The sequence below is a fragment of the Roseovarius dicentrarchi genome (assembly GCF_003316635.1).
Taxonomy (GTDB): Bacteria; Pseudomonadota; Alphaproteobacteria; order Rhodobacterales; family Rhodobacteraceae; genus Roseovarius; species Roseovarius dicentrarchi.
Map to the genome: position 1 here is coordinate 87,686 of NZ_QNQP01000004.1, position 25,137 is coordinate 112,822.

The 25,137-nt window shown below is 63.9% G+C and carries 29 protein-coding genes; 15 read left to right on the forward strand and 14 right to left on the reverse strand.

The features are described 5' to 3' along the window. The first annotated feature begins 58 nt into the window (after positions 1 to 58). Positions 59 to 520 carry a DUF302 domain-containing protein gene (locus DQ230_RS04010; RefSeq protein WP_113911220.1) on the forward strand — a complete coding sequence of 154 codons (462 nt, stop codon included), beginning with the start codon at positions 59 to 61 and terminating at the stop codon, positions 518 to 520. On the opposite strand, the gene hisA is transcribed toward DQ230_RS04010, so the two are convergent. The 6 genes from hisA to DQ230_RS04040 all read right to left on the reverse strand — a co-directional run bounded on the left by hisA (position 517) and on the right by DQ230_RS04040 (position 4,928). Next, entirely contained in the window at positions 517 to 1,239 is a 723-nt protein-coding gene (gene hisA, locus DQ230_RS04015) for a 1-(5-phosphoribosyl)-5-[(5-phosphoribosylamino)methylideneamino]imidazole-4-carboxamide isomerase (protein WP_113911221.1), read from the reverse strand. The two genes, DQ230_RS04010 and hisA, sit on opposite strands and share 4 nt — an antisense overlap. A 28-nt stretch (positions 1,240 to 1,267) precedes the next feature. Continuing rightward, the gene (gene hisH, locus DQ230_RS04020; RefSeq protein ID WP_113911222.1) at positions 1,268 to 1,906 is read right to left on the reverse strand and encodes an imidazole glycerol phosphate synthase subunit HisH; all 639 of its coding nucleotides are present in this window, start codon (positions 1,904 to 1,906) and stop codon (positions 1,268 to 1,270) included. Positions 1,907 to 1,910: 4 nt separating this feature from the next. Next, the gene (hisB, locus tag DQ230_RS04025) at positions 1,911 to 2,498 is read right to left on the reverse strand and encodes an imidazoleglycerol-phosphate dehydratase HisB (protein ID WP_113911223.1); all 588 of its coding nucleotides are present in this window, start codon (positions 2,496 to 2,498) and stop codon (positions 1,911 to 1,913) included. Between the two features lie 69 nt (positions 2,499 to 2,567). After that, positions 2,568 to 3,470: a NaeI family type II restriction endonuclease gene (locus tag DQ230_RS04030; protein ID WP_113911224.1), complete on the reverse strand. Its 903-nt coding sequence runs from the start codon at positions 3,468 to 3,470 to the stop codon at positions 2,568 to 2,570. 12 nt (positions 3,471 to 3,482) lie between these two features. Continuing rightward, complete coding sequence (locus tag DQ230_RS04035) at positions 3,483 to 4,442, reverse strand: DNA cytosine methyltransferase (RefSeq protein ID WP_113911225.1); 960 nt, start codon at positions 4,440 to 4,442, stop codon at positions 3,483 to 3,485. A 120-nt stretch (positions 4,443 to 4,562) separates the two neighbouring features. Then, positions 4,563 to 4,928, reverse strand: coding sequence for a hypothetical protein (locus DQ230_RS04040; protein WP_113911226.1), 366 nt, complete (start codon positions 4,926 to 4,928; stop codon positions 4,563 to 4,565). 238 nt (positions 4,929 to 5,166) lie between these two features. Between DQ230_RS04040 and DQ230_RS04045 the strand changes: the two genes are divergently transcribed. The 7 genes from DQ230_RS04045 to DQ230_RS04075 all read left to right on the forward strand — a co-directional run bounded on the left by DQ230_RS04045 (position 5,167) and on the right by DQ230_RS04075 (position 11,515). Further along, positions 5,167 to 6,051, forward strand: a complete 885-nt coding sequence (locus tag DQ230_RS04045) for a DUF2059 domain-containing protein (RefSeq protein ID WP_113911227.1) — start codon at positions 5,167 to 5,169, stop codon at positions 6,049 to 6,051. A 183-nt stretch (positions 6,052 to 6,234) separates the two neighbouring features. Further along, positions 6,235 to 6,933, forward strand: coding sequence for a 50S ribosomal protein L21 (locus DQ230_RS04050; RefSeq protein ID WP_113911228.1), 699 nt, complete (start codon positions 6,235 to 6,237; stop codon positions 6,931 to 6,933). 11 nt (positions 6,934 to 6,944) lie between these two features. Continuing rightward, on the forward strand, positions 6,945 to 7,214 hold the full coding sequence (rpmA, locus tag DQ230_RS04055) for a 50S ribosomal protein L27 (protein WP_113911229.1): 270 nt from the start codon (positions 6,945 to 6,947) through the stop codon (positions 7,212 to 7,214). A 250-nt stretch (positions 7,215 to 7,464) separates the two neighbouring features. After that, positions 7,465 to 8,004, forward strand: a complete 540-nt coding sequence (locus DQ230_RS04060) for a GNAT family N-acetyltransferase (RefSeq protein WP_113911230.1) — start codon at positions 7,465 to 7,467, stop codon at positions 8,002 to 8,004. Positions 8,005 to 8,080: 76 nt separating this feature from the next. Beyond that, positions 8,081 to 9,121 (forward strand): GTPase ObgE, encoded by a 1,041-nt coding sequence (gene obgE / locus DQ230_RS04065; protein ID WP_113911231.1) that lies wholly within the window; start codon positions 8,081 to 8,083, stop codon positions 9,119 to 9,121. Beyond that, complete coding sequence (gene proB, locus DQ230_RS04070) at positions 9,109 to 10,215, forward strand: glutamate 5-kinase (RefSeq protein ID WP_113911232.1); 1,107 nt, start codon at positions 9,109 to 9,111, stop codon at positions 10,213 to 10,215. Before obgE ends, proB begins: the two co-directional genes overlap by 13 nt. Before the next feature lie 34 nt (positions 10,216 to 10,249). Then, positions 10,250 to 11,515: a glutamate-5-semialdehyde dehydrogenase gene (locus DQ230_RS04075; protein WP_113911233.1), complete on the forward strand. Its 1,266-nt coding sequence runs from the start codon at positions 10,250 to 10,252 to the stop codon at positions 11,513 to 11,515. Positions 11,516 to 11,521: 6 nt separating this feature from the next. Here DQ230_RS04075 and DQ230_RS17315 read toward each other — a convergent pair whose 3' ends face one another. After that, the gene (locus DQ230_RS17315) at positions 11,522 to 11,806 is read right to left on the reverse strand and encodes a histidine phosphotransferase family protein (RefSeq protein ID WP_238987414.1); all 285 of its coding nucleotides are present in this window, start codon (positions 11,804 to 11,806) and stop codon (positions 11,522 to 11,524) included. A gap of 345 nt (positions 11,807 to 12,151) precedes the next feature. Between DQ230_RS17315 and DQ230_RS04085 the strand changes: the two genes are divergently transcribed. From DQ230_RS04085 to olsA, 3 genes are all read left to right on the forward strand, one after another. After that, on the forward strand, positions 12,152 to 12,334 hold the full coding sequence (locus DQ230_RS04085; RefSeq protein ID WP_113911234.1) for a DUF3553 domain-containing protein: 183 nt from the start codon (positions 12,152 to 12,154) through the stop codon (positions 12,332 to 12,334). Between the two features lie 120 nt (positions 12,335 to 12,454). Further along, positions 12,455 to 13,246: an L-ornithine N(alpha)-acyltransferase gene (gene olsB / locus DQ230_RS04090; protein ID WP_113911235.1), complete on the forward strand. Its 792-nt coding sequence runs from the start codon at positions 12,455 to 12,457 to the stop codon at positions 13,244 to 13,246. After that, positions 13,243 to 14,067, forward strand: coding sequence for a lyso-ornithine lipid O-acyltransferase (gene olsA / locus DQ230_RS04095; RefSeq protein ID WP_476705472.1), 825 nt, complete (start codon positions 13,243 to 13,245; stop codon positions 14,065 to 14,067). The genes olsB and olsA overlap by 4 nt, the downstream gene beginning before the upstream one ends. 5 nt (positions 14,068 to 14,072) lie before the next feature. Here olsA and DQ230_RS04100 read toward each other — a convergent pair whose 3' ends face one another. Beyond that, the gene (locus tag DQ230_RS04100) at positions 14,073 to 14,693 is read right to left on the reverse strand and encodes a thiamine phosphate synthase (protein WP_113911237.1); all 621 of its coding nucleotides are present in this window, start codon (positions 14,691 to 14,693) and stop codon (positions 14,073 to 14,075) included. Between the two features lie 126 nt (positions 14,694 to 14,819). Beyond that, positions 14,820 to 15,173, reverse strand: coding sequence for a hypothetical protein (locus tag DQ230_RS04105; RefSeq protein ID WP_113911345.1), 354 nt, complete (start codon positions 15,171 to 15,173; stop codon positions 14,820 to 14,822). 166 nt (positions 15,174 to 15,339) lie between these two features. On the opposite strand from DQ230_RS04105, the gene lepA reads away from it, so the two are divergent. After that, positions 15,340 to 17,139 (forward strand): translation elongation factor 4, encoded by a 1,800-nt coding sequence (gene lepA, locus DQ230_RS04110; RefSeq protein WP_113911238.1) that lies wholly within the window; start codon positions 15,340 to 15,342, stop codon positions 17,137 to 17,139. A gap of 14 nt (positions 17,140 to 17,153) precedes the next feature. Here lepA and DQ230_RS04115 read toward each other — a convergent pair whose 3' ends face one another. Next, positions 17,154 to 17,606, reverse strand: a complete 453-nt coding sequence (locus DQ230_RS04115) for a hypothetical protein (RefSeq protein ID WP_162497356.1) — start codon at positions 17,604 to 17,606, stop codon at positions 17,154 to 17,156. Positions 17,607 to 17,731: 125 nt separating this feature from the next. Next, a complete protein-coding gene (locus DQ230_RS04120; protein ID WP_113911346.1) occupies positions 17,732 to 17,851 on the reverse strand; it encodes an entericidin A/B family lipoprotein in 120 nt (39 codons plus the stop codon). A 156-nt stretch (positions 17,852 to 18,007) separates the two neighbouring features. Here DQ230_RS04120 and DQ230_RS04125 point away from each other — a divergent pair, with 156 nt between their 5' ends. Then, positions 18,008 to 18,193, forward strand: coding sequence for a CTP synthetase (locus tag DQ230_RS04125; protein WP_113911240.1), 186 nt, complete (start codon positions 18,008 to 18,010; stop codon positions 18,191 to 18,193). Positions 18,194 to 18,301: 108 nt separating this feature from the next. Continuing rightward, positions 18,302 to 18,688, forward strand: coding sequence for a hypothetical protein (locus DQ230_RS04130; RefSeq protein ID WP_238987415.1), 387 nt, complete (start codon positions 18,302 to 18,304; stop codon positions 18,686 to 18,688). A 236-nt stretch (positions 18,689 to 18,924) separates the two neighbouring features. On the opposite strand, the gene DQ230_RS04135 is transcribed toward DQ230_RS04130, so the two are convergent. From DQ230_RS04135 to DQ230_RS04145, 3 genes are all read right to left on the reverse strand, one after another. Beyond that, positions 18,925 to 19,458 (reverse strand): bactofilin family protein, encoded by a 534-nt coding sequence (locus tag DQ230_RS04135; protein WP_113911241.1) that lies wholly within the window; start codon positions 19,456 to 19,458, stop codon positions 18,925 to 18,927. Continuing rightward, entirely contained in the window at positions 19,448 to 20,767 is a 1,320-nt protein-coding gene (locus DQ230_RS04140) for a M23 family metallopeptidase (RefSeq protein WP_203227991.1), read from the reverse strand. Before DQ230_RS04140 ends, DQ230_RS04135 begins: the two co-directional genes overlap by 11 nt. A 321-nt stretch (positions 20,768 to 21,088) precedes the next feature. Next, a complete protein-coding gene (locus DQ230_RS04145) occupies positions 21,089 to 21,571 on the reverse strand; it encodes a peroxiredoxin (RefSeq protein ID WP_113911242.1) in 483 nt (160 codons plus the stop codon). A gap of 125 nt (positions 21,572 to 21,696) precedes the next feature. Between DQ230_RS04145 and DQ230_RS04150 the strand changes: the two genes are divergently transcribed. After that, on the forward strand, positions 21,697 to 25,107 hold the full coding sequence (locus DQ230_RS04150; protein WP_113911243.1) for an AsmA-like C-terminal region-containing protein: 3,411 nt from the start codon (positions 21,697 to 21,699) through the stop codon (positions 25,105 to 25,107). Positions 25,108 to 25,137: the final 30 nt, after the last annotated feature.

Consider the following 25,137-nt stretch of genomic DNA (forward strand, 5'->3'; position numbering starts at 1 on the left):
GTTGGGGGCCAGTGGGTGGCCACCGCAAATTCACGTAATTTCCAAAAGGAGACAGCTGATGCGACCTCTTATCACAGCCGCCGCGCTGACGGCATTCACCGCGATGACGGCCCCGGCATGGGCCGGACCGGACGGTCTGATCCGCGTCAAGGCCGGCGGCGACGTTGCCACAACGATGGACGCGCTGGTGCAGGCGGTAGAGGGGGCAGGCGTCACCGTGTTTGCCCGCATCGACCACGCCGAAGGCGCCAAGGGCGCAGGCATGGATCTGGCCCCCGAGCAGGTGCTGATTTTCGGCAAGCCCGAGCATGGCACGCAGGCCATGCAGGCCGATCCGCTGACCGGGCTGCTGCTGCCGATGAAGGTGCTGGTCTATGAGGATGCAGATGGCCAGACGTGGCTGGTATATCAGGACGTTGCCGAGATGTTTGACGATTACGATATCCCCGATGATGCCGAATTCGTGCAATCAATGACCAAGGGCCTGAAGACCCTCACCACCAAGGCGGCGGGCGGTTAATCCGCCAGCGCAGCCAGCGCTGCGCGCAGATCCAGCGCTCCGTCATACAGCGCGCGGCCCGAAATGGCACCGTTCAGGGGCGCGCCGCAATCGCGCAGGGCAATCAGATCAGCCAGCGAACTGACGCCGCCGGACGCGATCACCGGGATGCTGACGGCATTGGCCAGCGCCGCCGTCGCCTCGACATTTGGCCCCTGCATGGCGCCGTCGCGGTCGATGTCGGTGTAGATGATCGCAGCCACGCCCGCATCCTCGAAGCTGCGGGCGAGGTCGGTAACCATCACTTCGGTTTCCTCCGCCCAGCCCTTGGTCGCCACGCGGCCATTCCGCGCGTCGATGCCAACGGCCACCTGTCCGGGGAACGCGCGGGCCGCCTCGAGCACCAGCGCGGGGTTCTCCACCGCCACCGTGCCAAGGATGACGCGCGCCAACCCCTTGGATAGCCAGCCCTCAATCGTGGCCATGTCGCGGATGCCGCCGCCCAGCTGCGCGGGAACTTTGCAGCGTTTCAGGATTTCCTCCACCGGGGCCGCATTGACAGGCGCGCCGGCGAAGGCGCCGTTCAGATCCACCAGATGCAACCATTCGCAACCCGCCGCGACGAAGGCTTCGGCCTGTGCGGCGGGATCGTCGTTGAACACGGTCGCCGCGTCCATTTCGCCGCGCAAAAGGCGCACGGCCTGGCCGTCCTTGAGGTCGATGGCGGGGTAAAGGATCATGGGTTAACCTATTGATAAAAAAGCCGGATCAGGGCATCCAGCGCAGAAAGTTTGCGATCATCTCCAGACCGGTTGCCTGGCTTTTCTCGGGGTGAAACTGCGTGCCGATCAGGTTGTCACGCCCCACGACCGCCGTGACCGGTCCGCCGTATTCGGCGTGGGCCAGCAGATGGGCGGAATCATCGACGTGGAACTGATAGGAGTGAACGAAATAGGCGTGATGGCCTGTCTCGATCCCGTCAAAGACAGGATGCGGCCGGTCCAGTACCAGATCGTTCCAGCCCATATGCGGAACCTTCAGGGTTTTGTCGTCGGGCCGGATCGGGCCAACTGTGCCGCCGATCCAGTCAAAACCCTCGGTCTGCCCGTGTTCCAGCCCGGTGGTGGCCAGCATCTGCATGCCGATGCAGATGCCCATGAAGGGGCGGGCGTGATCAAGGACCGCTTCGCGCATCGCCTCGAACAGGCCGCGATGATCGTATAGCTGCGCGCGGCAGGCCGCGAATGCACCATCGCCGGGCAGCACGATGCGATCAGCGCGGCGCACGGTGTCGGGATCGGACGTGACGATCACCTCGCCCGCATCGCCCTCGCGCGCCATGCGCTGAAATGCTTTTTCGGCCGAATGCAGATTGCCGCTTTCATAATCGACGATGACGGTGCGCATGGGGCTAGAGCATCCCCTTGGTCGAGGGGATCGCGTCGGCCTTGCGCGGGTCCGTCTCGACCGCGTCGCGCAGGGCGCGGGCGACGGATTTGAACGCGGCCTCGGCCATGTGGTGACTGTTGATGCCGTGCAGGCAATCCAGATGCAGCGTCATGCCGGACTGGGTTGAAAACGCTTGGAAAAACTCGCGCACCAGTTCGGTGTCGAACGTGCCGATCTTGGCGGTGGGCAGGTCCATGTTCCACACCATGTAGGGCCGCCCCGACAGATCCAGCGCGGCGCGCACCAGCGCGTCATCCATCGGCAACAGGCAGGCGCCGTAACGGCGAATACCGCGTTTATCCCCCAGCGCCTGCGCGAGCGCCTGACCCAGCGCGATGCCCACATCCTCGACCGTGTGGTGGTCGTCGATATGCAGATCGCCGGTGCAGCGCACCTCCATGTCAATCAGCGCGTGGCGCGCGAGCTGGTCCAGCATGTGATCGAAAAACCCCACGCCGGTCTGGTTGTCATAGCTGCCGGTGCCGTCCAGCGCGATGGTCACGCTGATATCGGTTTCGGCGGTCTGGCGGGTGATGGTGGCGCTGCGCATGTCGCTGTCTCGCTTTCAGGTTTGCAGGCGTTATAGGCAGATGATGCCGCGCCGCCAAGGGGCGACCGGCTAGATGCCCGTCGGGGTCAGCGCAAGGCCATGATCCGCCGCCATCTGCGCCTGCGCGCCTGATTTGGGCCGGTACGAGATAAACTCGGCGCCGGTGCAGCTGCGCAGGCCCAATGCGGCGATCAGCGCGGCGTCATACTGCCCCGACAGCAGCAGAACGCCCTCGCGCGCCAGCTGGTCGCGCGTGCCGCTGCCGCCATCGGCGCGGATGCGGCGCATGAAATCGCGCTGCTGCGCGACCGCCTCGACGATATTGCGCGCGATGGGGCGGCCCTGCACCTCGCGGAACAGGGCGGCCATGCGCCGGTTGCCGGATTTTTCCGCAAAGATGCGCGCCACCGCGTCGGGCGGCACGGTCTGCCAGAAATTGCGCGGATAGGGCTGCTGCGCCAACAGCCACAGGATGTTGGCAAATGCAGCGGCGCAGATCGTGCGCTTGGCGTCCTTGTTCTGCCCTTCGGTCAGGTAGTCGCGGCGCGCCACGATCAGGGCCAGATGGCAGATTGCGCGCGCCTCATCCGTGGCAACAAGGATGCAGGGATGGCCCACCGCCTCGGTCGGGATCATCCAGTTGCCGCCGCAAGTGTGCTTGATGTCAACGTCATGGCCTAGGATGACCGTGTCCAGCCGCCCCTTGGATAAGCCCAGCAGCGCGCGCAGCTCGATCTCGACGCGGGTGCCGATATAGGTCTTTTCGGTCTTCTCCAGCTCGTCGTAGCTGCGCCGCCCGGTTTTGGCGGTCATGATCACGTCGTCAATGCAGCCGCGCAGCAATCTGCCCATCGCGCCGGCCAGTGCCTCGGCGCCGCCCGCGCGCGCGGTGATATCGCCCGCAATGGCGCCGAGCAGAGCGTGATCGGGATGCCCCGGCAAAACGCAGCTATCGGGCAGGGTCTGCTTCATCGGCCCGCGCGCTCAGCCGGCAACGCGGTGCAGCACCCGTTTGCGCAGCGCGCCGGCGATCTGTGCCGAAACGGCCTGCGCGACGGGCGGCGGAAAGGCGTTGCCGACCTGCCGGTAGGCGTTCGTCTTGGCGCCGGTAAAATGCCAGTCATCGGGAAACCCCTGAATCCGCGCCACCATTGGCACGGTCAGGCGGGGCATGCCATTGTGGCCGCGTTCGGGCGGCGCAGGCGCGATCGTGCGCCCCTCGACGCCCAGGCTGGCCCATGCCGCGCGCGCGCGCGTCGGGCCAAGGTCCGGGCCGCCATGTTTTTTCGAACCGCCAACGATGGTCGGCGCAATCTCGTCGGCTTTGCTCGCCCAGTCATCCGCCCCTTGCCAGCCGCCCGCTGCCATCAGATCGCGCAGCGTTTCGCCCACGGTGGGCGGGTTGTGGGGGTTCGGTTCGGGCCAGCCAAAAAGATCGGCCCGCTCTTTTTGCACGGCCACGATCACCACGCGCGGGCGCAGTTGCGGCACCCCGTAGTCAGAGGCGTTCAGCAGGCGCCAGTCCGTCACATAGCCAAGTTTGCCAAGCTGGGTCTTCAGCCGCTCGCGGTAGTCGTGAAATACCGCGTCCAGAAAGCCGCGCACGTTTTCGATCATCACCGCGCGGGGGCGGGCGGCGTCGACGATATCCAGCGCGTCGTTGAACAGATTGCGCTCGTCCTGTTCGCCCAGCTGCTTGCCCGCGACCGAAAACGGCGGGCAGGGCAGGCCGCCGGCCAGCAGGTCCATGCCGCGGTAATCTGCGGCGCGTTCCTTGAACAGGCGCACGTCCTCTTCCAGCACGTTCCATTCGGGGCGGTTGTGGCGCAGGGTGTTGCAGCAATGCTTGTCAATTTCGACCAGCGCGGTATGGGCGTATCCCGCCGCCTCCAGCCCGAGGGCCTGACCGCCCGCGCCGGCGCATAATTCCACGGATGTCAGCATCTGGCAGGTTCCTTTTGTCCGTAGGCGGGGCCGGGTTTTGCGGGGTGTGACACGAGCGGCTTAGGCGCATGTTCCGCCTTCGTTCCTATACGCGCCCGCCGCAGAGATCAAGCGCAGGCGCTATTCACATTTGCTGTTGCCGTATTTTGCGGTGCAGGCGCGGGCCGTGCAGGAGGCGATCTGCGGATTGCGCTGCGCTGCGCGGATGTCGACGGTTTCAACATCGGTATAGGGAACCGTGACTGTCCGCGTCAACTGCGTGCAGTTGGTGACGGTGCCGACCGTCTGGCAGGTGGTCTGCCCGGTCAGCCGTTCTTCGCTGCGGTACTTTGTGACGATTTCCTGCCGGTACACTGGCGGGATCTTCATCATCCATTCCGCCTCGCAATGTTGCCGCTCGGCGCGATATTCCGGCGTTCCGCAGGCGGCCAGAAACGCCAGCGGCACAGCGGATAGGTACAGGGGGATTTTCAGGATGCTGTTCATCGTCTGGCTCCGGTGCCTGGCGGCGCGTGAGAGAGGCTGGCCTGTTGCTGTGCCGCCGGCCTTTCGGGGTGCGTGCCGCGTTTGGTTATCGGGATCTGGGTATCGCGTTGATATGTCCAGATCAATCATTACCGCCCGCGCGGCCCCCATAAGCTGCTGCCGTTTTTCCGGGTGCGCCGCCAGCCGTGCATGCCTATGATAGCCGAGCAAGCTGCACTGACGGAAAGGGAGAGCTGCGATGAACATGGCCCGGTGCCACACGGAACTTCCGGCGCGTGCGCTTCGCTGGATCGCGCTTGCGGCGTTTGCGTTGATCGCCGCCCCGGCCGCTGCGCAGGACCACAGCGATGACATCGCGGCGCTGGCGGACGCGCTGCGCCTCACCGATACGATCGCCATCATGTATGACGAGGGGCTGGATTATGCCGATCAGGTCGCCGAGGCGATGCTGGAGGGCGGGCCGACCGCCGGCTGGCAGCAGCAGATCGAGCAGCTGTATGATGCCGGCCGCATGGAGGCGCTGGTGCTTCAGGGGCTGGAAAAGGCGCTGGAGGGCGCAGATCTGGCGCCGATGCTGGCCTTTTATAACAGCGAGGCCGGCCGCCGTGCTGTCGAGCTGGAGCTGGCGGCGCGGCGCGCCTTCCTTGATCCCGCGGCCGAGGATGCGGCGCGGGAAGCCGCCCTGCGCGCCATGCAGCAACCCCCAAGCGCGCAGCCCGAGCTTTTGCATCGCGCCGGGCGCCTGATCGAAGGGGGCGACCTGATCGAGCGGAACGTGACCGCATCGCTGAACGCCGACATGATGTTCTGGCGCGGCGTCATGGATGGCGGCGGCCCCGCCCCGGCAGGTGAGGAGGGCGAAGAGGCCGATCTGGCCGATATCGTAACCGCAACGCTGGAGGAGACGCGCCGCGAGACGGAAATCTGGATCACAGCCTTCCTTATGGTGGCCTGCGGGCCGCTTACCCCCGCGCAGATGGATGAATACGCGACGTTTTTTCAATCTAGCGATGGCCGCGTGCTGAATGCGGCGCTGTTTGACGCATTCAACGCGATGTATGACCAGATGGCCTATCTTCTGGGCCGCGCCACCGGCGCATGGATGAACAGCGCGCCGCTCTGATTTGGGCATAACAGGGTTGACTCCGGGCGGCTGGCGCCCGATAAGCCCGCATCCCGGCAAGGGCGAGCCTTGCACCGGGTTATATTACATGACGCCATGAACGGCGCGCTGTCCAAGGTGGCCAAACAGGCCGCGAACACCCGCAAGGGGACCAACGGACGCGGAAATTTGAAGGAATGACGAATGTTTGCGGTTCTGAAAACCGGAGGCAAGCAGTATCGGGTCAAGTCCGGCGATATGCTGCGTGTCGAGAAACTGGCTGCCGAAGCAGGCGAGACAGTTCAGTTCAACGAGATTCTGATGCTGGGCGGCGACAGCCCTGTTGTCGGCGCACCGATGATTGACGGCGCCGGCGTACAGGCCGAGGTCATCGACCAGATCAAGGGCGAGAAGGTCATCCACTTCGTCAAGCGCCGCCGCAAGCACGGCTCGCAGCGCACGAAGGGCCACCGCCAGCAGCTGACTTTGCTGCGCGTGACCGATATTCTGGGCGAGGGCGCGGATAAATCCGGCGTCAAGGCAGCGATCGGCGCGGGGTCCGTGTCTGGCGCGGCTGTCAAGTCGGACGGCCAGTATGCCAAGAACAAGACCCAGCAGGCCGAAATGGCCAAGCGCGTGGTCGAAGGTCAGGCCGAAGAAAAATCAGCCGAGAAAGCCAAGTCCAAGGCGGCTGCTTCCGCTGGTGGCGACGATCTGAAAAAGCTGTCGGGCGTTGGCCCCGCGCTTGAGAAGAAACTGCACGAGGCTGGCGTGACCAGCTTTGCACAGATCGCCGGCTGGACCGATGCAGACGTGGCGGAAATGGACGAAAAACTGTCGTTCAAGGGCCGGATCGAGCGTGAAGGCTGGATCGACCAGGCCAAAGAACTGACCAAAGGTTAAGGAGAGACCAGATGGCACATAAAAAAGCAGGCGGTTCATCCCGTAACGGCCGCGACAGCGCGGGTCGTCGTCTTGGCGTCAAGAAATACGGTGGCGAATCCGTTGTTCCGGGCAACATCATCATGCGCCAGCGCGGCACAAAGATGTGGCCGGGCGAGGGCGTTGGCCTGGGCAAGGATCACACGATCTATGCCACGGTTGAGGGAAACGTGAAGTTTCACACCGGGTTCAAAGGCCGCAAGTTTATCTCGGTTCAGCCGGTGGCCGAGGCCGCAGAATAAAGAGCGCCTGATACAGGCCCAAGGTTTTAAGGATCGGCGGGCAACTGCCGGTCCTTTTTGTTGTTCGGGCTGCATTTTTCCTGATGCCCGCCTATATTTGATACAGGTATGTGAAACCTTTTTCACACTTGATGGTTGAAGCATTACTGCTAATCCTTCGCGTGGAGCGAAGCGCACATGACCGCGTCACGCGGGAAATGTGGCGAATGCAGCAGTGTTTTGAGCAAAGTTTCCGGAAAGGAGACTCTCAATGGGTCTTTCCTCTATCTATTCGCAGCCTGTCATTTCGGCAGGCCTTTACGATCTGCGGCCCTTGCGTCCTTCGGATGCAGGGCTGATGACGCTGTACACCAGCGACATTCGCGTTGCGCAAACCACCTCCTCCATTGCGCACCCGTTGCCGCCCGGCGCGACCGAGGCATTCATCGCCCGCTGCATGGATGACAACCGGATCGAGGATGCGTGGGCCATTGACGGCACGCGCGCCGGCACGGGCGAGCTGGTCGGCGTGATCAGCCTGACCCGGCTGGATGTGGGGCAATCGGAAATCGGTTACTGGGTCGCGCCGCTGTTCTGGAATTCGGGCGTGGCATCGGCGGCGGTCAGCGCGCTGGTTGCGGCAAATCCTCAGGCGTGCAGGACGATCTTTGCCATGGTGCAGCAGGGCAACCCGGCATCGGCGCGGGTTTTGACGAATTGCGGCTTTGTCTATCTGGGGGATGCGGAATCGTATTGCCTTGCGCGGGGTCACACGGTTCCGACATGGACATATTGCCGAAAACTGGATTGAGCCGCGCCTGCGCATTGCGTATGGAGGGCACAGCAAGGCGCCGGGCATTTCTGCCCGCGCATGTAGGGAACCGGCCATGAAATTTCTCGATCTCGCCAAAGTTTACATCCGCTCGGGCGGCGGCGGCGGCGGTTGCGTCAGCTTTCGCCGCGAGAAATACATTGAATTCGGCGGTCCCGATGGCGGCGATGGCGGCAATGGCGGCTCGGTCTATGCCGAGGCGGTGGATGGGCTGAACACGCTGATTGATTTTCGCTATCAACAGCATTTCTTTGCCCGCAGCGGACAGCCCGGCATGGGCAAGCAGCGCACCGGCAAGACAGGCGACGACATCGTGCTGCGCGTGCCCGTCGGCACCGAAATCCTGGACGAGGATCAGGAAACCGTCATCGCGGACATGACCGAACTGGGCCAGCGGGTCGAGCTGGCGCGCGGCGGCAATGGCGGCTGGGGCAACCTGCACTTCAAATCCTCGACCAACCAAGCGCCGCGCCGCGCCAATCCGGGGCAGGAGGGGGTCGAGCGGACAATCTGGCTACGCCTGAAACTGATTGCCGATGTCGGCCTGCTGGGTCTGCCGAATGCCGGTAAATCGACGTTTCTGGCGGCCACATCGAATGCACGTCCTAAAATCGCCGATTACCCCTTCACCACGCTGCATCCCAATCTGGGCGTTGTCGGCGTGGACAAGGTGGAATTCGTGGTTGCCGACATTCCCGGCCTGATCGGTGGCGCAAGCGAGGGCAAGGGGCTGGGGGATCTGTTTCTTGGCCATGTGGAGCGTTGCGCGATCCTGCTGCATCTGGTCGATGGCACATCCCAAACCATTGCCGAGGATTATCAGACCATCATTACCGAAATCGAAGCCTATGACGGCCCGCTGGCCGCCAAGCCGCGCCTGACCGTCCTGAACAAGATCGACGCGCTGGACGAGGATGAACTGTCCGAGGCGAAAGCGGCGCTGGAGCAGGCATCCGGCGGGCCGGTGATGACCATGTCAGGCGTCTCGGGCGAGGGCGTGACAGATGTGCTGCGCGCGCTGCGCGCCGAGATTGACGACGATCGGCTGCGCCACCGCACCGACACAGAAGAAGAGCCCGCACCGTGGCAGCCCTGACAGATGCCAAACGGCTGGTGGTCAAGATCGGCTCGGCGCTGCTGGTCGACCGGGACACCGGCGATCTGCGCGCCGAATGGCTGAACGGTCTGGCCGAGGATGTGGCACGCCTGCGTCGGCGCGGCACCGATGTGCTGCTCGTATCGTCGGGGTCCATCGCACTGGGGCGCGGCACGCTGGGCCTGCCCCCCGGCACGCTGACGCTGGAGCAAAGCCAGGCCGCCGCAGCCGTGGGACAGATCCGGCTGGCCGGGGCCTATGACGCCGCGCTGGCCGCGCGCGGGCTGATTTCGGCGCAGGTTTTGCTGACGCTGGAGGACAGCATTGACCGGCGCCGATACCTCAACACCCGCGCCACGCTGGAGCAGCTGGTGCGTCTGGGCGCCGTGCCAATCGTCAATGAAAACGACACCGTTGCCACGGACGAGATTCGATATGGCGACAATGACCGGCTCGCCGCCCAGGTGGCGGTAACGGCGGGCGCGGATCAGTTGATCCTGCTGAGCGATATCGACGGGTTTTATTCCGGCAACCCCTCGCAGGACAGCAACGCGCGCCATTTCGATACGATCGACGCCATCACGCCCGAAATCGAGGCTATGGCCGGCGACGCCGAATCAGGGCTTAGCAAGGGCGGCATGAAGACCAAGCTGATGGCGGCCAAGACGGCCATGGCGGCGGGATGCGATATGGCGATTGCCAATGGCTTTGTCCTGCAACCTCTGGCCGCAATCGAGGGCGGCGCACGGACAACATGGTTCACCGCCCAAGGCACGCCGCAGCAGCGTCGCAAGGCGTGGATCGGCGGCATGAAGGCCCGCGGCCGGCTGCACGTCGATGCGGGCGCGGCGCAGGCAATGGCGCAGGGCAGCAGCCTGCTGCCGGCCGGCGTGACCGGGGTGGAGGGCGATTTTGGGCGCGGCGACCCGGTTGAGATCAGCGGCCCCGACGGCGCGCGGCTGGGCCTTGGCCTGACGCGGTACGACGCGCAGGAGGCGGCGTCGGTGCGCGGCCTGCGCTCGGATGCCATTGCCGCGGTTCTGGGCTACCCTGCGCGTGCCGCGCTGATTCACCGTGATGACATGGCGTTCTGACGCGCCGACCAAAGATCCGGCAAGGAGCCGTTCCATGACCGATACCCCTGATATTCCCGCCCTGATGGCCCGCATCGGCGCGTGCGCCCGCACCGCCGCCACCGAGTTGGCCGTGACCGAGCCCGACCGCAAGGATACCGCCCTGCGCGGCGCCGCCGATGCCGTCTGGGCCCGCCGCGCCGCCATTATCGAGGCGAACGCCAAGGACGTCACCGCCGCCCGCGACAAGGGCCTGAGCGACGCGATGATCGACCGCCTGCTGCTGGACGAGACGCGCATTCGCGCCATTGCGGACGGCCTGCGGGCCGTGGCCGATCAGCCCGATCCGGTGGGCGAGGTTCTGGCCGAATGGAGCCAGCCCAGCGGAATTCACATCCGGCGCGTGCGCACGCCCCTGGGCGTGATCGGCGTCATTTACGAGAGCCGTCCGAACGTCACGGCGGATGCCGGCGCGCTGTGCCTGAAGGCGGGCAATGCGGTGATCCTGCGCGGCGGATCGGAAAGCTATCACAGCAGCCGGGCCATTCACGCCTGCCTGAAGCAGGGTTTGCGCGAGGCCGGCCTGCCCGAGGAGGCGATTCAGCTGGTTCCGACCCGCGATCGCGCCGCCGTGCATGAAATGCTGAAGATGACCGGCACCATCGATGTGATCGTACCGCGCGGCGGCAAGGATCTGGTCGGGCTGGTGCAGCGCGAGGCGCGCGTGCCGGTCTTTGCCCATCTCGAGGGCATCGTTCACGTCTACGTGGACGCGGCGGCGGATGCGGAAAAGGCGATGCGCGTGGTGATGAATGCCAAGACGCGGCGCACCGGCATTTGCGGCGCTGCCGAATGCCTGTTGCTTCACCGCGATCTGGTGGGCGGCCTTGCCAGTGATCTGATCCGCGCCCTGATTGCGGCGGGGGTTGAGGTGCGCGCGGACGAAACGCTGTCGGCAATCGACGGGACTGTGCCGGCAAAGCAGGATGATTGGGGCCACGAATATCTGGACAGCACCATCGCCGCGCGTGTCGTCGGCGATCTGGGTCTGGCGATTGGCCATATCGAGGAATATGGCTCGCACCACACGGATTGCATCATTTCCGAAGATCCGGCAGCGGTGCAGGCCTTCTTTGCGCAGGTCGACAGTGCCATTTTGATGCACAACACCTCGACCCAGTTTGCAGATGGCGGCGAATTTGGCATGGGTGCCGAAATCGGTATCGCCACCGGCAAGCTGCATGCGCGCGGCCCGGTCGGGGCGGCGCAGCTTACCAGCTTCAAGTATCTGGTAACCGGGGATGGCGCCGTGCGCGCCTGATCGCCGCTAAAACGCCAGCGTGACAGGATCGCCCAGCGAGACGGACGCCGGGCGGCCAAGATCCGCCAGCAGATCCGGCAACAGCGCGAATTGCACCTGCGCGGTCGGCAGATCATCCAGATCCCCCGGCAACGCGTCCGTCAGCCAGCCCCAGTGTTCGGGTCTTGGTGCCAGTTTGTCGCCGGTCACGACCAGCGACAGCGCGTCCGGCGTCCCCGTGACGGCCATGACACCGCCAAACGGCGCCGCCTGTTCGCCGCACAGCAGCGCCAGAAAGGCCGCTTGCACCACGCGGCGGGGGCAGGGGGGCCTCAACCTGCCAGTCGCAGCGCAACTTGGCCGTATAGACATCGCCAAGGATGCTGCGGATTTCCTGCACGCCCATTGTCTGCGCATCACTGGACAGCCCGAAGGCCACGCGGAAAAACCTTAGCCGGGCGTTGGCATGGGCCGCGCTATCGGCCACCAGCGCCAGCTCTGGCCCGTCGGGGACACCGGCCAATCCCAGCAGCTCCAGCCCGTTCGATATGGCGCCGACGGGGCTGATCAGATCGTGGCATATACGCGAGCCTATCAGCGCGCCAAAATTGCGGTTAGGCTGGGTCATGGTATTCCTTTCGGCATCGAGGGCAATGGATGAGTGATTTCGCGGCATTTCTGGAACCCGGCATGCGGGTCGAGGCGCCGGACCACCCCGAATGGGGCGTGGGGCAGGTGCAGTCGAATGTGGCGGGCAAGGTCACGGTCAATTTCCCCGATACCGGCAAGATGGTGATAGAGACCAGCCGCGTCATGCTGCTGCCTGTCTTTGATCCATGATCCGGGTTACCATATGATTAACGCCGATCTGTTCAACCCTGACGGTTGCAATCCCCCGATCTTGCCTTTGAGCGTCATGGCCCATAGAAAGCGGCCAGCTTCCCGCTCCCCGAGGACAGAATGACAACGCGCGCGGCCCGCAGCAGCCCCTCTCCTGACTTCGAGGTCACTTTGGCCAGCGGCGCGCCTGATATTCGCGCGGCGCAGCGCCTGCGTTACCGTGTCTTTGTGCAAGAGCTGGGCAGCGGCGGCCTGATGGTCGACCATGACGCCGGAATCGAGGCGGATCGGTTCGACGCATGGTTTGACCATTTGCTGCTGCGCGACCGGACCTTGCCGGAGGGGCCGGACGATCAGGTCATCGGCGTCTACCGCGTGCTGCGCGCCGATCAGGCGGCGCGCGCCGGTCAGTTTTATTCCGAGGACGAATATGACCTGACAACGCTGCGCGCCTCCGGTCGCCGCCTGCTGGAACTGGGCCGCTCTTGCGTGGATGCGCGGTATCGCGGCGGGCCGGCCTTGCTGCATCTGTGGCAGGGATTGGCGAATTACGTTGCCGATCACGGCGCCGAGGTGTTGTTTGGCGTGGCCAGTTTTCACGGCACGGATCCGGGCGCGCTGGCTGCGCCGCTGTCATTGCTGCATCACCGCCACAGCGCCCCTGAGCATCTGACCGCGCGGTCGCTGTGCTACCAGCCGATGAACCTGATCGCGCCGCCTGATCTGGACAGGCGGGCCGCGATGTTGCAGATGCCGCCGCTGATCAAGGCCTATCTGCGGCTTGGCGGATATGCGGGCGACGGGGCATTCATCGACCATAAATTCAACACAACGGATGTTTGTCTGATCATGGATACCGCACGTTTGGGGCCGCTGCATCGGGCGCTCTATGCCCCGGCGGGCCGCCCGTGACTGTCCCCCCTTGGCCGCGGCCCGAGCCGGAGCTGCCGCCGCCCGGTATGGCGGGGCGGCTGCGCATCGCGCTGCGCATCGTGTTGCTGCTGGTCGTGCTGGCCGTGCTTTTGCCGCTCCTGCTGCTCGTCCGCGCGGTCGAGCGTCCGTTGGCAGGGCTGCGCAGGCCAGTATCGGGTTATGTCGTGCAGGGCTTCTTTCGGGCCTGCCTTGCCATTGCAGGGCTGCGGCTGACCGTCATTGGCACGCCAATGGCGCAGCCGGGTGCGGTGGTGGCCAACCATGCATCGTGGTTGGATATTTTCGTTCTGAACGCCCGGCACCGCATTGTGTTCGTGTCCAAATCCGAGGTCGCCGACTGGCCCGTCATCGGCTACCTGGCCCGCGCGGCCGGCACGTTGTTCATCCGCCGGGACGCGCGCGATGCACAGGCCCAGACCGCCGCGCTGGAGGCGCGGCTGGAGGCCGGCCAACAACTGGCGTTCTTTCCCGAAGGGACATCAACCGACGGCCTGCGTGTACTCGCCTTCAAGCCGACGCTGTTTCAGGCGTTTTTTGCCCCCAAACATGCGCTGTATGTTCAGCCGGTGACGGTGGTCTATCGCGCGCCAAAGGGCGAAGATGCGGCGTTTTATGGCTGGTATGGCGACATGGATTTTGCCCCGCATGCCGCGCGGGTCTTTGCCGCACGGCGCGGCGGGGGTGTCGCGCTGACGTACCACCCGCCCTTGCGCGTGGCAGACTATGCCAACCGCAAGGTGCTGGCCGCTGAAGCGGAGAGAACAGTGCGCAGCGCGATGCCGCCGGAGCGGCAAGGCTGACCGGGCTAGCCCATCGCGCGGATCATCTGGCCCAGGGCGGCAGCGGGATCGTCCCGACCCCAAATCTCTTGTCCGATGCCGAAGAAGTCCGTGACCGGTGCCAGCGCGGCCAGCAGATCGGCGGTCAGCGCGCCCTCGGCCACCACGGGCAGCTCGATCATCTCGCTCCACCAGCCGAACAGCTCAGGCTCGGCCTGTGCGCCATCGCCAAGGCCGGTGGCGCCCACCGGACCAAACGCAATGTAATCCGCGCCAGCCTCGCCAGCATTCATGCCCTCATGCCGTGACTGGGCGCAAAACGCGCCGATGATCGCGTCGGGCCCCAACGTCTTGCGCGCCTTGCGGACCGAGCGCGCGCCGTCGGTCAGATGGACGCCGTCAAGGCCCAGACGCTCGGCCAGCGCGATGTGGCTGTCGATCACGACGGCGACCTCGCGGGCGTGGCAAACCTCGCGGCAGGCATCGGCGGCACGCGCAATGCGGTCCTCGTCATGGGTGGAAAGGGCAACGCGCAGACAGGCGACAGGATGCGCATCCAGTACGCTGGCCAGACTGTCCTGAAACTGGCGCGCGTCAAACTCCGCCGGGGTAATCAGATAGATCTGTGGCTGCTCTTGATCGGTCATGTCCGGCGCTCCCTGCTGTGATTGGGCCGCTATATCGCAGCTTTGTGTGCGGCGCCACTGGCCGCGATGTGCGGTTGCCATAGCGGGCCGTGCGGCCACTCTCTGACAGCTCAAGACAGCGCAGGGTCAGGTGCAGATACGTTCGGCCTGCTTGGCGTATTCGGAGTAGGATTTCCAGAATCGCTCGTCATTTGCGCTTTTGGATTGGCGAATGTCCTGCGCGGATTGCGGGTTGGCATAAAATGAAACGGCGCGTCTTTGCTCGCCGCCTGTCAGGTGGCGATCGGCAACCGCCTGAATGCAGCCGCACAGGTGGTTCGAGCGCGCCTTGCGATCCGACGCAAGGCAGGCAGACTTGATCGGGCCGCTCGCAGTTGGCGCATATAGCGGCGCGGCGCCGCGCCCGGAGTTGCCCTTGGACCGGTTGCCGCCACACCCGGCCAGTACCACTATCATGCCAAGGATTAGGAGATTCTTCATCGCTGCTGCCTCGTTTTTGATGCGGGGTTCGCTCCCCGGCTTGCCTGTTTGCGCCTTGTCTGCCCGATTCAGCCGCATTTTTCAATTCACAAGATGGCCATGCCCAATCGTATCGCGCCACGCGATCCAGCTTGACCAAATGGGCGTAACGCATCATATCAGCGCCATGACAGACCTCGCACATATTCGCAATTTCTCGATCGTGGCACATATCGATCACGGGAAATCCACGCTTGCCGATCGGCTGATCCAGCAGACCAATACGGTTGCCGAGCGCGACATGAAAGAACAGATGCTGGACAGCATGGATATCGAGCGCGAGCGCGGTATCACCATCAAGGCGCAGACCGTCCGCATCAACTATACCGCGCTGAATGGCGAGGAATACGTGCTGAACCTGATCGACACGCCCGGCCATGTCGATTTCGCCTATGAGGTCAGCCGCTCCATGCGTGCGGTCGAGGGATCGCTGCTGGTGGTGGATTCGACCCAAGGGGTCGAGGCGCAGACGCTGGCCAATGTCTACACCGCCATCGACGCGGGCCACGAGATTATTCCGGTCCTGAACAAGATCGACTTGCCCGCCACAGATTGCGACCGCGTGGCCGAGCAGATCGAGGATGTGATCGGCATCGACGCCAGCGGCGCGATCCGCGTCAGCGCCAAGACGGGGCAGGGCATCGTCGAAACGCTGGAGGCGATCATCACCCATCTGCCGCCGCCCACCGGTGACCGCAATGCACCGCTCAAGGCGATGCTGGTCGATAGCTGGTATGATGCCTATCTGGGCGTCATCGTTCTGGTGCGCATCATGGACGGCATCCTGAAGAAAGGCGACCGCGTCCGCATGATGCAGAACGGCAGCGTGCATCAGGTCGAGCGAATCGGGGTATTCCGCCCTGCGATGACGGTTGTCGATCAGCTCGAGCCGGGCGAGATCGGATTCATCACCGCGTCGATCAAACAGGTCCGCGATACCAAGGTCGGCGATACGATCACGCTGGACAAGGCACCTTGCGCCGCGCCGTTGCCGGGGTTCAAGCCATCGGTTCCGGTGGTGTTTTGCGGGCTTTTCCCGGTCGACTCGTCCGAGTTCGAAGACCTGCGCGATGCCATTGAAAAGCTGGCGCTGAACGACGCCTCCTTTACGTATGAAATGGAGACATCCGCGGCGCTTGGCTTTGGCTTTCGCTGCGGATTTCTTGGGCTGCTGCATCTGGAAGTGATCCGCGACCGCGTGGAGCGTGAATATGACATCGAGCTGATCACGACGGCGCCCTCGGTCATCTACAACGTCTACATGCGCGATGGCACGTTGCTGCCGCTGCACAACCCGGCGGATATGCCGGATATGTCGATTGTGGAACATGTGGAAGAGCCGCGGATCAAGGCGACAATTCTGGTGCCTGATGAATATCTGGGCGACGTCCTGAAACTGTGCCAGGATCGCCGCGGCATCCAGATGGACCTGACCTATGCGGGCAGCCGCGCCATGGTGGTTTACGATCTGCCGCTGAACGAGGTTGTGTTCGACTTCTATGACCGGCTGAAATCGGTGACCAAGGGGTATGCCAGCTTTGATTATCAGATCATCGGCTACCGCACCGATCATCTGGTAAAGATGTCGATACTGGTGAACGACGAACCGGTCGACGCCCTGTCCATGATGGTCCACCGCGACCGGGCCGAGGCGCGCGGGCGCGCGATGGTGGAAAAGCTCAAGGATCTGATCCCGCGGCATATGTTCAAGATACCGATCCAGGCCGCCATCGGTGGCAAGGTGATCGCGCGGGAAACGCTTTCGGCGATGCGCAAGGACGTGACGGCAAAATGTTACGGCGGCGATGCAAGCCGAAAGAAGAAGCTGCTGGAGAAGCAGAAAGCGGGCAAGAAGAAGATGCGCCAGTTTGGTCGCGTCGACATTCCGCAGGAAGCGTTCATCTCGGCGCTCAAGATGGATAGCTGAGGCGCGCAGGCGTCTCACGACAGGATCATCTCGGAGGAACGCGCCTTGTCGAATGTCGACAGGGGCCAGTCATCAGGGGTTTTGGCCCAGCCATACCTGACCGGCGCGAAATGGCAGTCGTCCACGTAACGCAGGATGTGTGACTTGTGCCGAATGGGCCTTAGCTTCAGCGCTATCCTCTCTATATCGCCGATGTTGTCGCTGGCATGAATGCTCGCGGCGAAATCGCCTTCGAACTGGCCAAAGTCCGGCCTCAAATGCTGTTGGGGTAGGGTCCAAACGGCAATCACCCTGTCGGGAAGTGCCGTCGCAGCGTGGCAGATCGCGCCGTGTTTCAAGGAGACATCGCATTGCGCGGCCCAGAGCGCCGCCATCCATAGATGCCGGTGCAACCTGCGAGGGCAGCGGGCGCGCAGCGTGAGGTGGACCGTCACGCTGCCGCAGCGTGGTGTTTGGATATTGATCATGCCCCATCATCGCGCAAGCATCTTAACCGACGGTTATTTTTGATGCTGATCCGAAAAATTAAAGGCGACCCATCGGAGGGATCGCCTTTGATCTTTGGTACAAACTGCGATGGGGTCCGGCAGCTTCAATCGGCTTCTTCTTCGATTGCCTGACCTGCTTTCTGGACGTCACGACCAAAGCCTTCGGTCGTCTCGCAGGCTGCAAGGCCCAGAGCGGCTATCAGCACAAAGGTTGCTTTCAACATTTTCACATTCCCTTTATCGTTGCCAGATATGAACGCCCGGATTAGGAATGGGTTCCGATCGGACAGCATTGTTTTCCTGGTCTGACATGGATCAAGGCGACAATGCGCTGCACCGATCAAGGTAGCGAAAATTGACCCCTTAGACGGAGCGGGACCATGTGGCGATTGGCCGGTATTCTACATCTTTTCATCGGTTCGACCCTTGCAGGGAGCGCCATCGTCGCCGGGCTGGTTATGGGATATGACGATATGAACGGGGTGCTGATTGCCGCAGCGCTCGGCTTTATCGTCAGTTTTCCAGTGACTTGGCTTGTCGCACGGCAGTTGTGGGACAATCGCTGATCTTCGCCTGATTTGCTGAAACGCCCAATTAAAATTGACAGCTGCGCCTGCGTGCGTACCATATCGGGTAGCAAGCCAAGGCTGCATGGCCAGATCAAGAGGGACAGAATGAATATAATTGGAAGCGCAGCGCGCGTGGTGATGACGGGAGCAGCAGCGATGCTGCTGGGCGCGCCGGCGATGGCACAGCAGCAAGTTACTATAATTGAGCATCAGCGGGTTGTAGTGATTACGTCGAACCAAGCTTACGCGCCGGCATTCATGGCGCCTTCCGCGGGGGAGCTGGGCATTCGCCGCTACGAGACACATGAAAACCATTGCCCGGCCGGGTTGCAGCCGGTTTCGATGGACGGATCGTTCAGCTGCGGCACGCCAAATCGCTACCAGACATACCAGCAGGCGATGAAGCATCCGGTGCAGCGCAAGCGGCATGGCAAGGTGCGTCACTACAGCGCCCGCCCGAATTGCCCCGCGGGTGCCAAGGGGTGCTACTGAGCGCGGTTGCTGGTGTTGCTCAGCTGACAGACACGAAAAGGGCGGTCCGGCTGGGCCGTCCTTTTTTGTGGCGAGGTCTGGTGTGGCGATCAGGCGCCCCGTATGCCCAATGAAAACTGCCCCAAACCGAACGGTGAGGGGCAGCAGCTGTTTCCGGCGATCAATCTTTGCCTTGCGGGCCGGTAGGCTTGCCCGCGCGTGTTAGCCACAGCGCGGTTGCGGAACTGTTGCCCGAATCAGCCGGGCTTTTGGTCGGCCGCAGCGGGCTTGGGCTCGGCCGGTTTTGCTTCGGGTGCCTTGCCCTTGGGGTTGAGCGGATCGTCCTGGCGCTGAACGGAGCCTTCGAAATGGGCGCCGGATTCGATCGCGATCGTCTTGTGGATGATGTCACCCTCAACCCGCGCTGTGGACGTCAGGCGCACCTTCAGGCCGCGTACACGGCCAACGATGCGGCCATTGATGACCACGTCATCGGCAACCACTTCGCCCTTGATCGTGGCCGTTTCGCCGATGGTCAGCAGGTGGGCGCGAATGTCGCCCTCGACCACGCCTTCGACTTGAATGTCGCCGGTTGTCTTCATGTTGCCGGTGACATGCAGATCCGAGGACAGCACCGACGCCGGCGGTTTCGCCTTGGGCGCAGCCGCCTTGAAATCGCCGCCCTGAGGCACCGCAGGCTTGGGTGCGTCCAGAGGTTTGTCATAGCCTGCCGGTTTGGGCGCGTCGCCCTTTTGCGGGGCAGGTTCGTTGATTTTGCTCTTAGAAAACATTTCTACCAGCCTTGATGAATGTCATTGCGTTGATGGCGTTGCCGTCCACCCTGATTTCATAGTGTAGATGGGTGCCGGTGGATCGTCCAGAGTTTCCCATATCACCGATATGATCCCCGCGCGAGACCCTTTGCCCCTTCTTCACGCGGATTTTCGATTGATGCGCATAGCGTGTCTCAATCCCAAAGGCGTGCTGGATCTTGACCAGCCTGCCATAGCCCGACTGCCAGCCCGCATGCGTGACGACGCCATCGGCGGTTGCATAGATGGGCGAGCCGTGATCGCCGGCCATATCGGTGCCGCTATGCATGCGGCCCCAGCGCTGACCGTAGCCGGAAGTGTAGCGGAATGCGCCCTTCAAAGGCATCGCGAACGGCGCTTTTTCGGCGGCGATGCGATACAGGTTCAGGCGGTCCAGCTGGTTCAGCAGGCGATTGGCGCGTACCGCATCGGGGGAGGGTTCCTCGCCGCGGGTGGAGAAGCTGAGCGGCATGAGCGGGCCGCCCTGACCGGAATATCCCTTGCGGACAGTGTTCAGGATCGTGTCGGTGCTCATCCCGGCGGAGCGGAACATTTTGTCCAGCGGCTCGACCGAGATTGTCATGGCATCTTCAAGCTGGCGGAAAATCTGATCGTTCTGGTCCTGCATCAGGCGAATCTGATGCTGCATCTCGTCGGCCTGTGTCAGCGCATCCTGCGCGTCTGCTGTCACCTGATCGCGCTCGGCGGCGGTGTCGGCCAGCGCCTGGGTCAGGAAATCGACGGCATTGCCGGCGGCACCATTGGCCGAGGAGAGCGCATCGCCTTCGCCGGATGTCTCCAGCTCGGCTGTCAGGGTCTCGGCCTTGCCGCGGGCCTCGTCGCGTTCGCGCATGGTGCGGCGCAGGGTGGACTGGATCACGCCGATGCCGGTCTCCATCTCGCGGCGACGCGTTTCGGAGGCCAAAAGTTCGGATTGCATGATCGAGATCTGCTCAAGCGCGGAGTTGAAACGCTCTTGCGCCTCGCGGGCTTCGACGGCGCGCTTGTCGCGCTCGGTGCTCAGGTCGTTCAGACGGGCTTCGTAGGTGCGCTGATCCCGCTTGGCCTGTTCGCGGAAATTGCCCGATCCGATACTGTCCATCAGCAGGATCGCCGTTGCGATGATCGACCATGCGACAACCAGGGATATGCCGCTGAAGGCAATCAGCTGAGTGGCAGGGCGCAGCCGGATGAAGCGCGTGTCGGTATCGGAACGCAGAAAAAGGCGGCGTTCAGGAAAGTGGCGCTCTAGAAAAGAGTGTATCTTTATTGCGATCAGTGTCCGCAAGTGTCCCGTCCTTACATTATCCGTGTCCATCCCATCGTGGCGCGCATTCGTTCCGTGGCGCGGCGCCTTGCGGGTTTTGCTTAGACAGCGCGCGGACTGTGAGCAACAGTTTTGGGCAAAGCGGTTCCCGGAATCGCCGCATGAGCGCCGATAACGGCAGATTATCGCCGATTTGCAACGCACTGGGCGGCGTTTTGCATGTTGCCCTGCGCCCGGATGCCGCAGGGCGCAGGGGTTTGCGCGTTACCCTCTATCGGTGCGCTTCGAGACGCGCGTTGCGATTCTGGGTATTTCAACCAAGAAAAAACAGGTGCGCTCGCGCTAGGACGTGGCGGTATTTTCCGCCTCGGCGCGGGCGGCTTTCAGCACCTCTTCGGCGTGGCCGGGCACCTTGACCTTGCGCCAGACGCGGGCGATCCGGCCATCTGCCGCGATCAGGAATGTGCTGCGCTCGATGCCCATGAAGGTTTTGCCGTACATCTTCTTTTCGGTCCAGACGCCGTAATCCTCGCAGGTGGTGTCATCGGCGTCAGAGGCGAGGGGGATGGTCAGTCCGTGTTTCTCGCGGAACTTGTCGTGTTTGGTGAGCGTATCCTTGGATATGCCGACGACGCGCGCATCGATCTGCGCGAATTCAGGCGCGAGCGCGGTGAAATCAAGCGCCTCGCGGGTGCAGCCGGAGGTGTCATCGCGCGGGTAGAAGAATATGACGACTGGTGCGCCGCGCAGTGCGCTAAGCTGAATTTCGCCGCCCCCGGTGACGGGAAGGGTGAAATCAGGGGCAAAGTCAGAGATATCGGGCATTGGGTGTCCTTGGTCATGGCTGCAAGGGTGCTATAGTACCGCAGCGCGTGCCTGATGAAAGGGACGTGGCTGAGAATTCGCAGCGATACAGTCAAGAGAGGCGCAAGAAGCCTCCGCAGGAGCAGATGAGCGACAAGAAGCCACAGCCGCCCGGTGCGGATGCAGACGCGCCGGATGCGCGATCGGCAGACGCGCACCGCGCCCGGCGGCGGCGCAGGCGGCGCAAGGCCGGGCTGTGGTCCTTGCTGAGCATGGCCGCGCTTTCCGGCGCGTTGGCGCTGGTCGTGCTGTCCTATCTGGGCACGCCGATAGTGCTGCCGGACTGGCTGCGAGCGCGCATCACCGAACGGATCAACAGCCAGACGGGTGCGATGCAGGTCGAGCTGGGGCAGATGGTGGTGGTCATCGAGAAGGGATGGACTCCGCGGCTTGCCCTGCGGGCCGTGACGCTGCGCGGCGCGGACCGGCGCGTGATCGCGACGCTGGGCGAGCTGGGCGGGACGTTTGCGCTGCGGCCCCTGTTGCAGGGTCAGGTGCAGCCGGGCGGGATCCGGCTGTCCGGGTTGCAGGTGCATCTGCGGCGCGATGACAGCGGCAGCCTGGGCGTTCAGCTGGGCGCGGATATGGGGATGGGGGGCGGCGCCGGGCGCGCGCGAGATGTGCCATCGCTGATTGCGCAGATCGATGCGGCGCTGGGGCGCCCGGCGCTGGCGTCGCTGGATCAGGTGCGCGCTGACAACATGACGCTGCGCTATGAAGATGCCCGCACGGGCCGCGCCTGGACGGTGGATGGCGGCAAGGTGGCCGTGACGCGCGAGAGCGGTGTTTTGCGCGCGCGCGGCGATTTTACCGTGCTGGGTGCGCGATCCTATCCCAGCACGCTGGAGTTTAACTTCTCCAGCCGTATCGGCAGCACGGCGGCGCAGCTGGGGCTGAACTTCTCGGATTTGCCGGCCGGCGAGGTGGCGATGCAATCGCCGGCGCTGACGGTGCTGGATGCACTGGACGCGCCGATTTCGGGCGCGCTGCGGGCGCGGCTGGATGCGCAGGGCCGGCTGGGGCCGCTTAACGCGACGCTTCAGATCGGGCGCGGCGTGCTGCAACCCAACCCCGCGACCAAGCCCATCGCCTTCGAGGCGGCGCGCGCCTATTTTACCTATGATCCGGTGGATCAGAAGATTGAAATCGGCACGCTGTCCATTGACAGCAAATGGGTCAAGGCCAGCGCCGAAGGCACCGCGCATCTGATTGGCGGCGCCGATGGCTGGCCGGACGAATTGCAGGCGCAGTTGCGTGTCAGCGATATTACCGCCGATCCGGCCGATCTATATGATGCGCCGGTGCATGTGGACAGTGCGGCGCTGGATCTGCGGCTGCGGCTGAATCCGTTTCATCTGAGCCTTGGGCAGCTGAGCCTGTCCGATCAGGGCCGCCATCTGGTGCTGGACGGCGAATTGCGCGGCAGCAACGTCGGCTGGGATCTGGCGCTGGACGGGCGGCTGGATGGCATGGGCCGCGCGCGGCTGTTGCAGCTTTGGCCGGAAGCGGCGGTGCCCAATACGCGCAGATGGGTGGATGAAAATGTGCAGACCGCCGATTTGCGCGACATTGACCTGGCGGTGCGGGTGCGCCCGCAGCAGCCGCCGCAGGTGGCGCTGTCATTCGATTTTGCCGGGTTGGATACCCGGTTCATGAAACAGATGCCGATGATCGAGGGGATGTCCGGCAAGGCGGTGCTGGTGGGCAACCGCTTTGCGATCGAGGCAGAGGCAGGCCGGGTAAAGGCGCCTCGGGACGGGTTTATCGATATCGCCGGCACCAGCTTTGTCGTGCCGGACATTGATATCAAGGGAAGCCCTGCCGAGGTCGCGGTAAGAACCGCCAGCACCATCACCGCCGCATTGTCGCTGATCGATCAGGAACCGTTCAGGTTCCTGACCAAGCAAGGCCGTCCCGTTACATTGGCGCAAGGGCGTGCCGAGGTGGCGGCGGATCTGGGGTTCCCCTTGGTGCGGGATTTGAAGACCGAAGATGTGCGCGTGGCTGTGGCCGGCCACATTTATGATATGCGCAGCGATGTGCTGGTGCCGGGCCGAATTCTGACCTCCGACAAGATGGAGCTGCGGCTTGCCGATGGCCAGTTGCGCGTGGGCGGCGAGGGGCAGCTGGACGGTGTGCCGTTTGACGGGCACTGGACCGCGGCGCTGGGCCCTGATGCCAAGGGCAGCCGGGTCGACGGGACGATCCTGCTAAGTCAGGGCTTTGCGGATGCGTTCGGTATCGGATTGCCGCCGGGCAGTTTTACGGGCAGCGCGCCGGGGCAGATCAGGGTTGATCTGGGGCCGGAAGGTGCGGCGGAATTCACGCTGACATCCGATCTGGCGGGGCTGGGCCTGTCCCTGCCGCAGCTGAACTGGCGCCTTGGCCGCGACACGCGCGGCGCGCTGGAGGTGCGGGGGCGGCTGGGCACGCCGCCACAGATTGACAGGCTTTCGCTGAACGCGCCGGGGCTGAACGCGTTGGGCAGCGTGACGTTGACGCCCGGCGGCCAGCTGGGGCGCGCGCTGTTCTCGCGCGTGCGGGTGGGCGGCTGGCTGGACGCGCCGGTTGCGCTTGTGGGGCGCGGCAAGGGCGCGGCGCCCCGGATCGAGGTGACGGGCGGCACGATTGATCTGCGGCAGGCGGATCTGTCAGGCGGCGGCGCGGGGGCAAATGCCGGCGGGCCCGTGGCGCTGGCGCTGGACCGGCTGACCGTGACGGATACGCTGGCGCTGACGGCGTTCCGCGCCAATCTGGATCTGGCGCGCGGCGTCGACGGCAGCTTTACCGGGCGCGTCAATGGCGGCGCGCCCATTCGCGGGCAGATCGTGCCGCAGGCCGGGCGCAGCGCGTTCCGTATCACCACCGGCGATGCGGGCGGTGTTCTGGGCGCCGCCGGCCTGCTGAAACAGGCGCGCGGCGGCGAGATGGAGCTGTTGATGACACCGGCAGGCGCGCCCGGCACCTATGAGGGCCAGCTGACAGGCGGCGATATCTGGCTGACGGACGCGCCGGCCGTTGCCGCGCTGCTGAGCGCGCTCAGCGTTGTTGGATTGCTTGAACAGATGTCGGGGAACGGTATCCACTTCAGTGATGTGAATGCGCGTTTCAGGCTGGGGCCGGACCGGCTGACGCTGTATTCCAGCAGCGCGGTCGGCGCCTCCATGGGGATTTCCATGGATGGTTATTATCATCTGCCGACCAAGCAGATGGACATGCAGGGTGTGGTGTCGCCGCTTTATGCCGTGAACGCGATTGGCGCGATGCTGACGCGGCGCGGCGAGGGGCTGGTGGGGGTCAACTATACGCTGCGCGGGCCTGCTGCGGCGCCATCGGTCGGGGTGAATCCGCTTTCGCTGTTTACGCCCGGCATGTTCCGCGAGCTGTTTCGCCGCTCTCCGCCGCAGCCGCCAACGCGGTCCGCACCGCAAGGCGGGCAGGAGGCCGTGCCGCCGCCCATTCGCAAGCCCATGGATCGCGGCAACGTAAACCGTTAAGAGGACACTCAGATTTAAGCATCCACCACG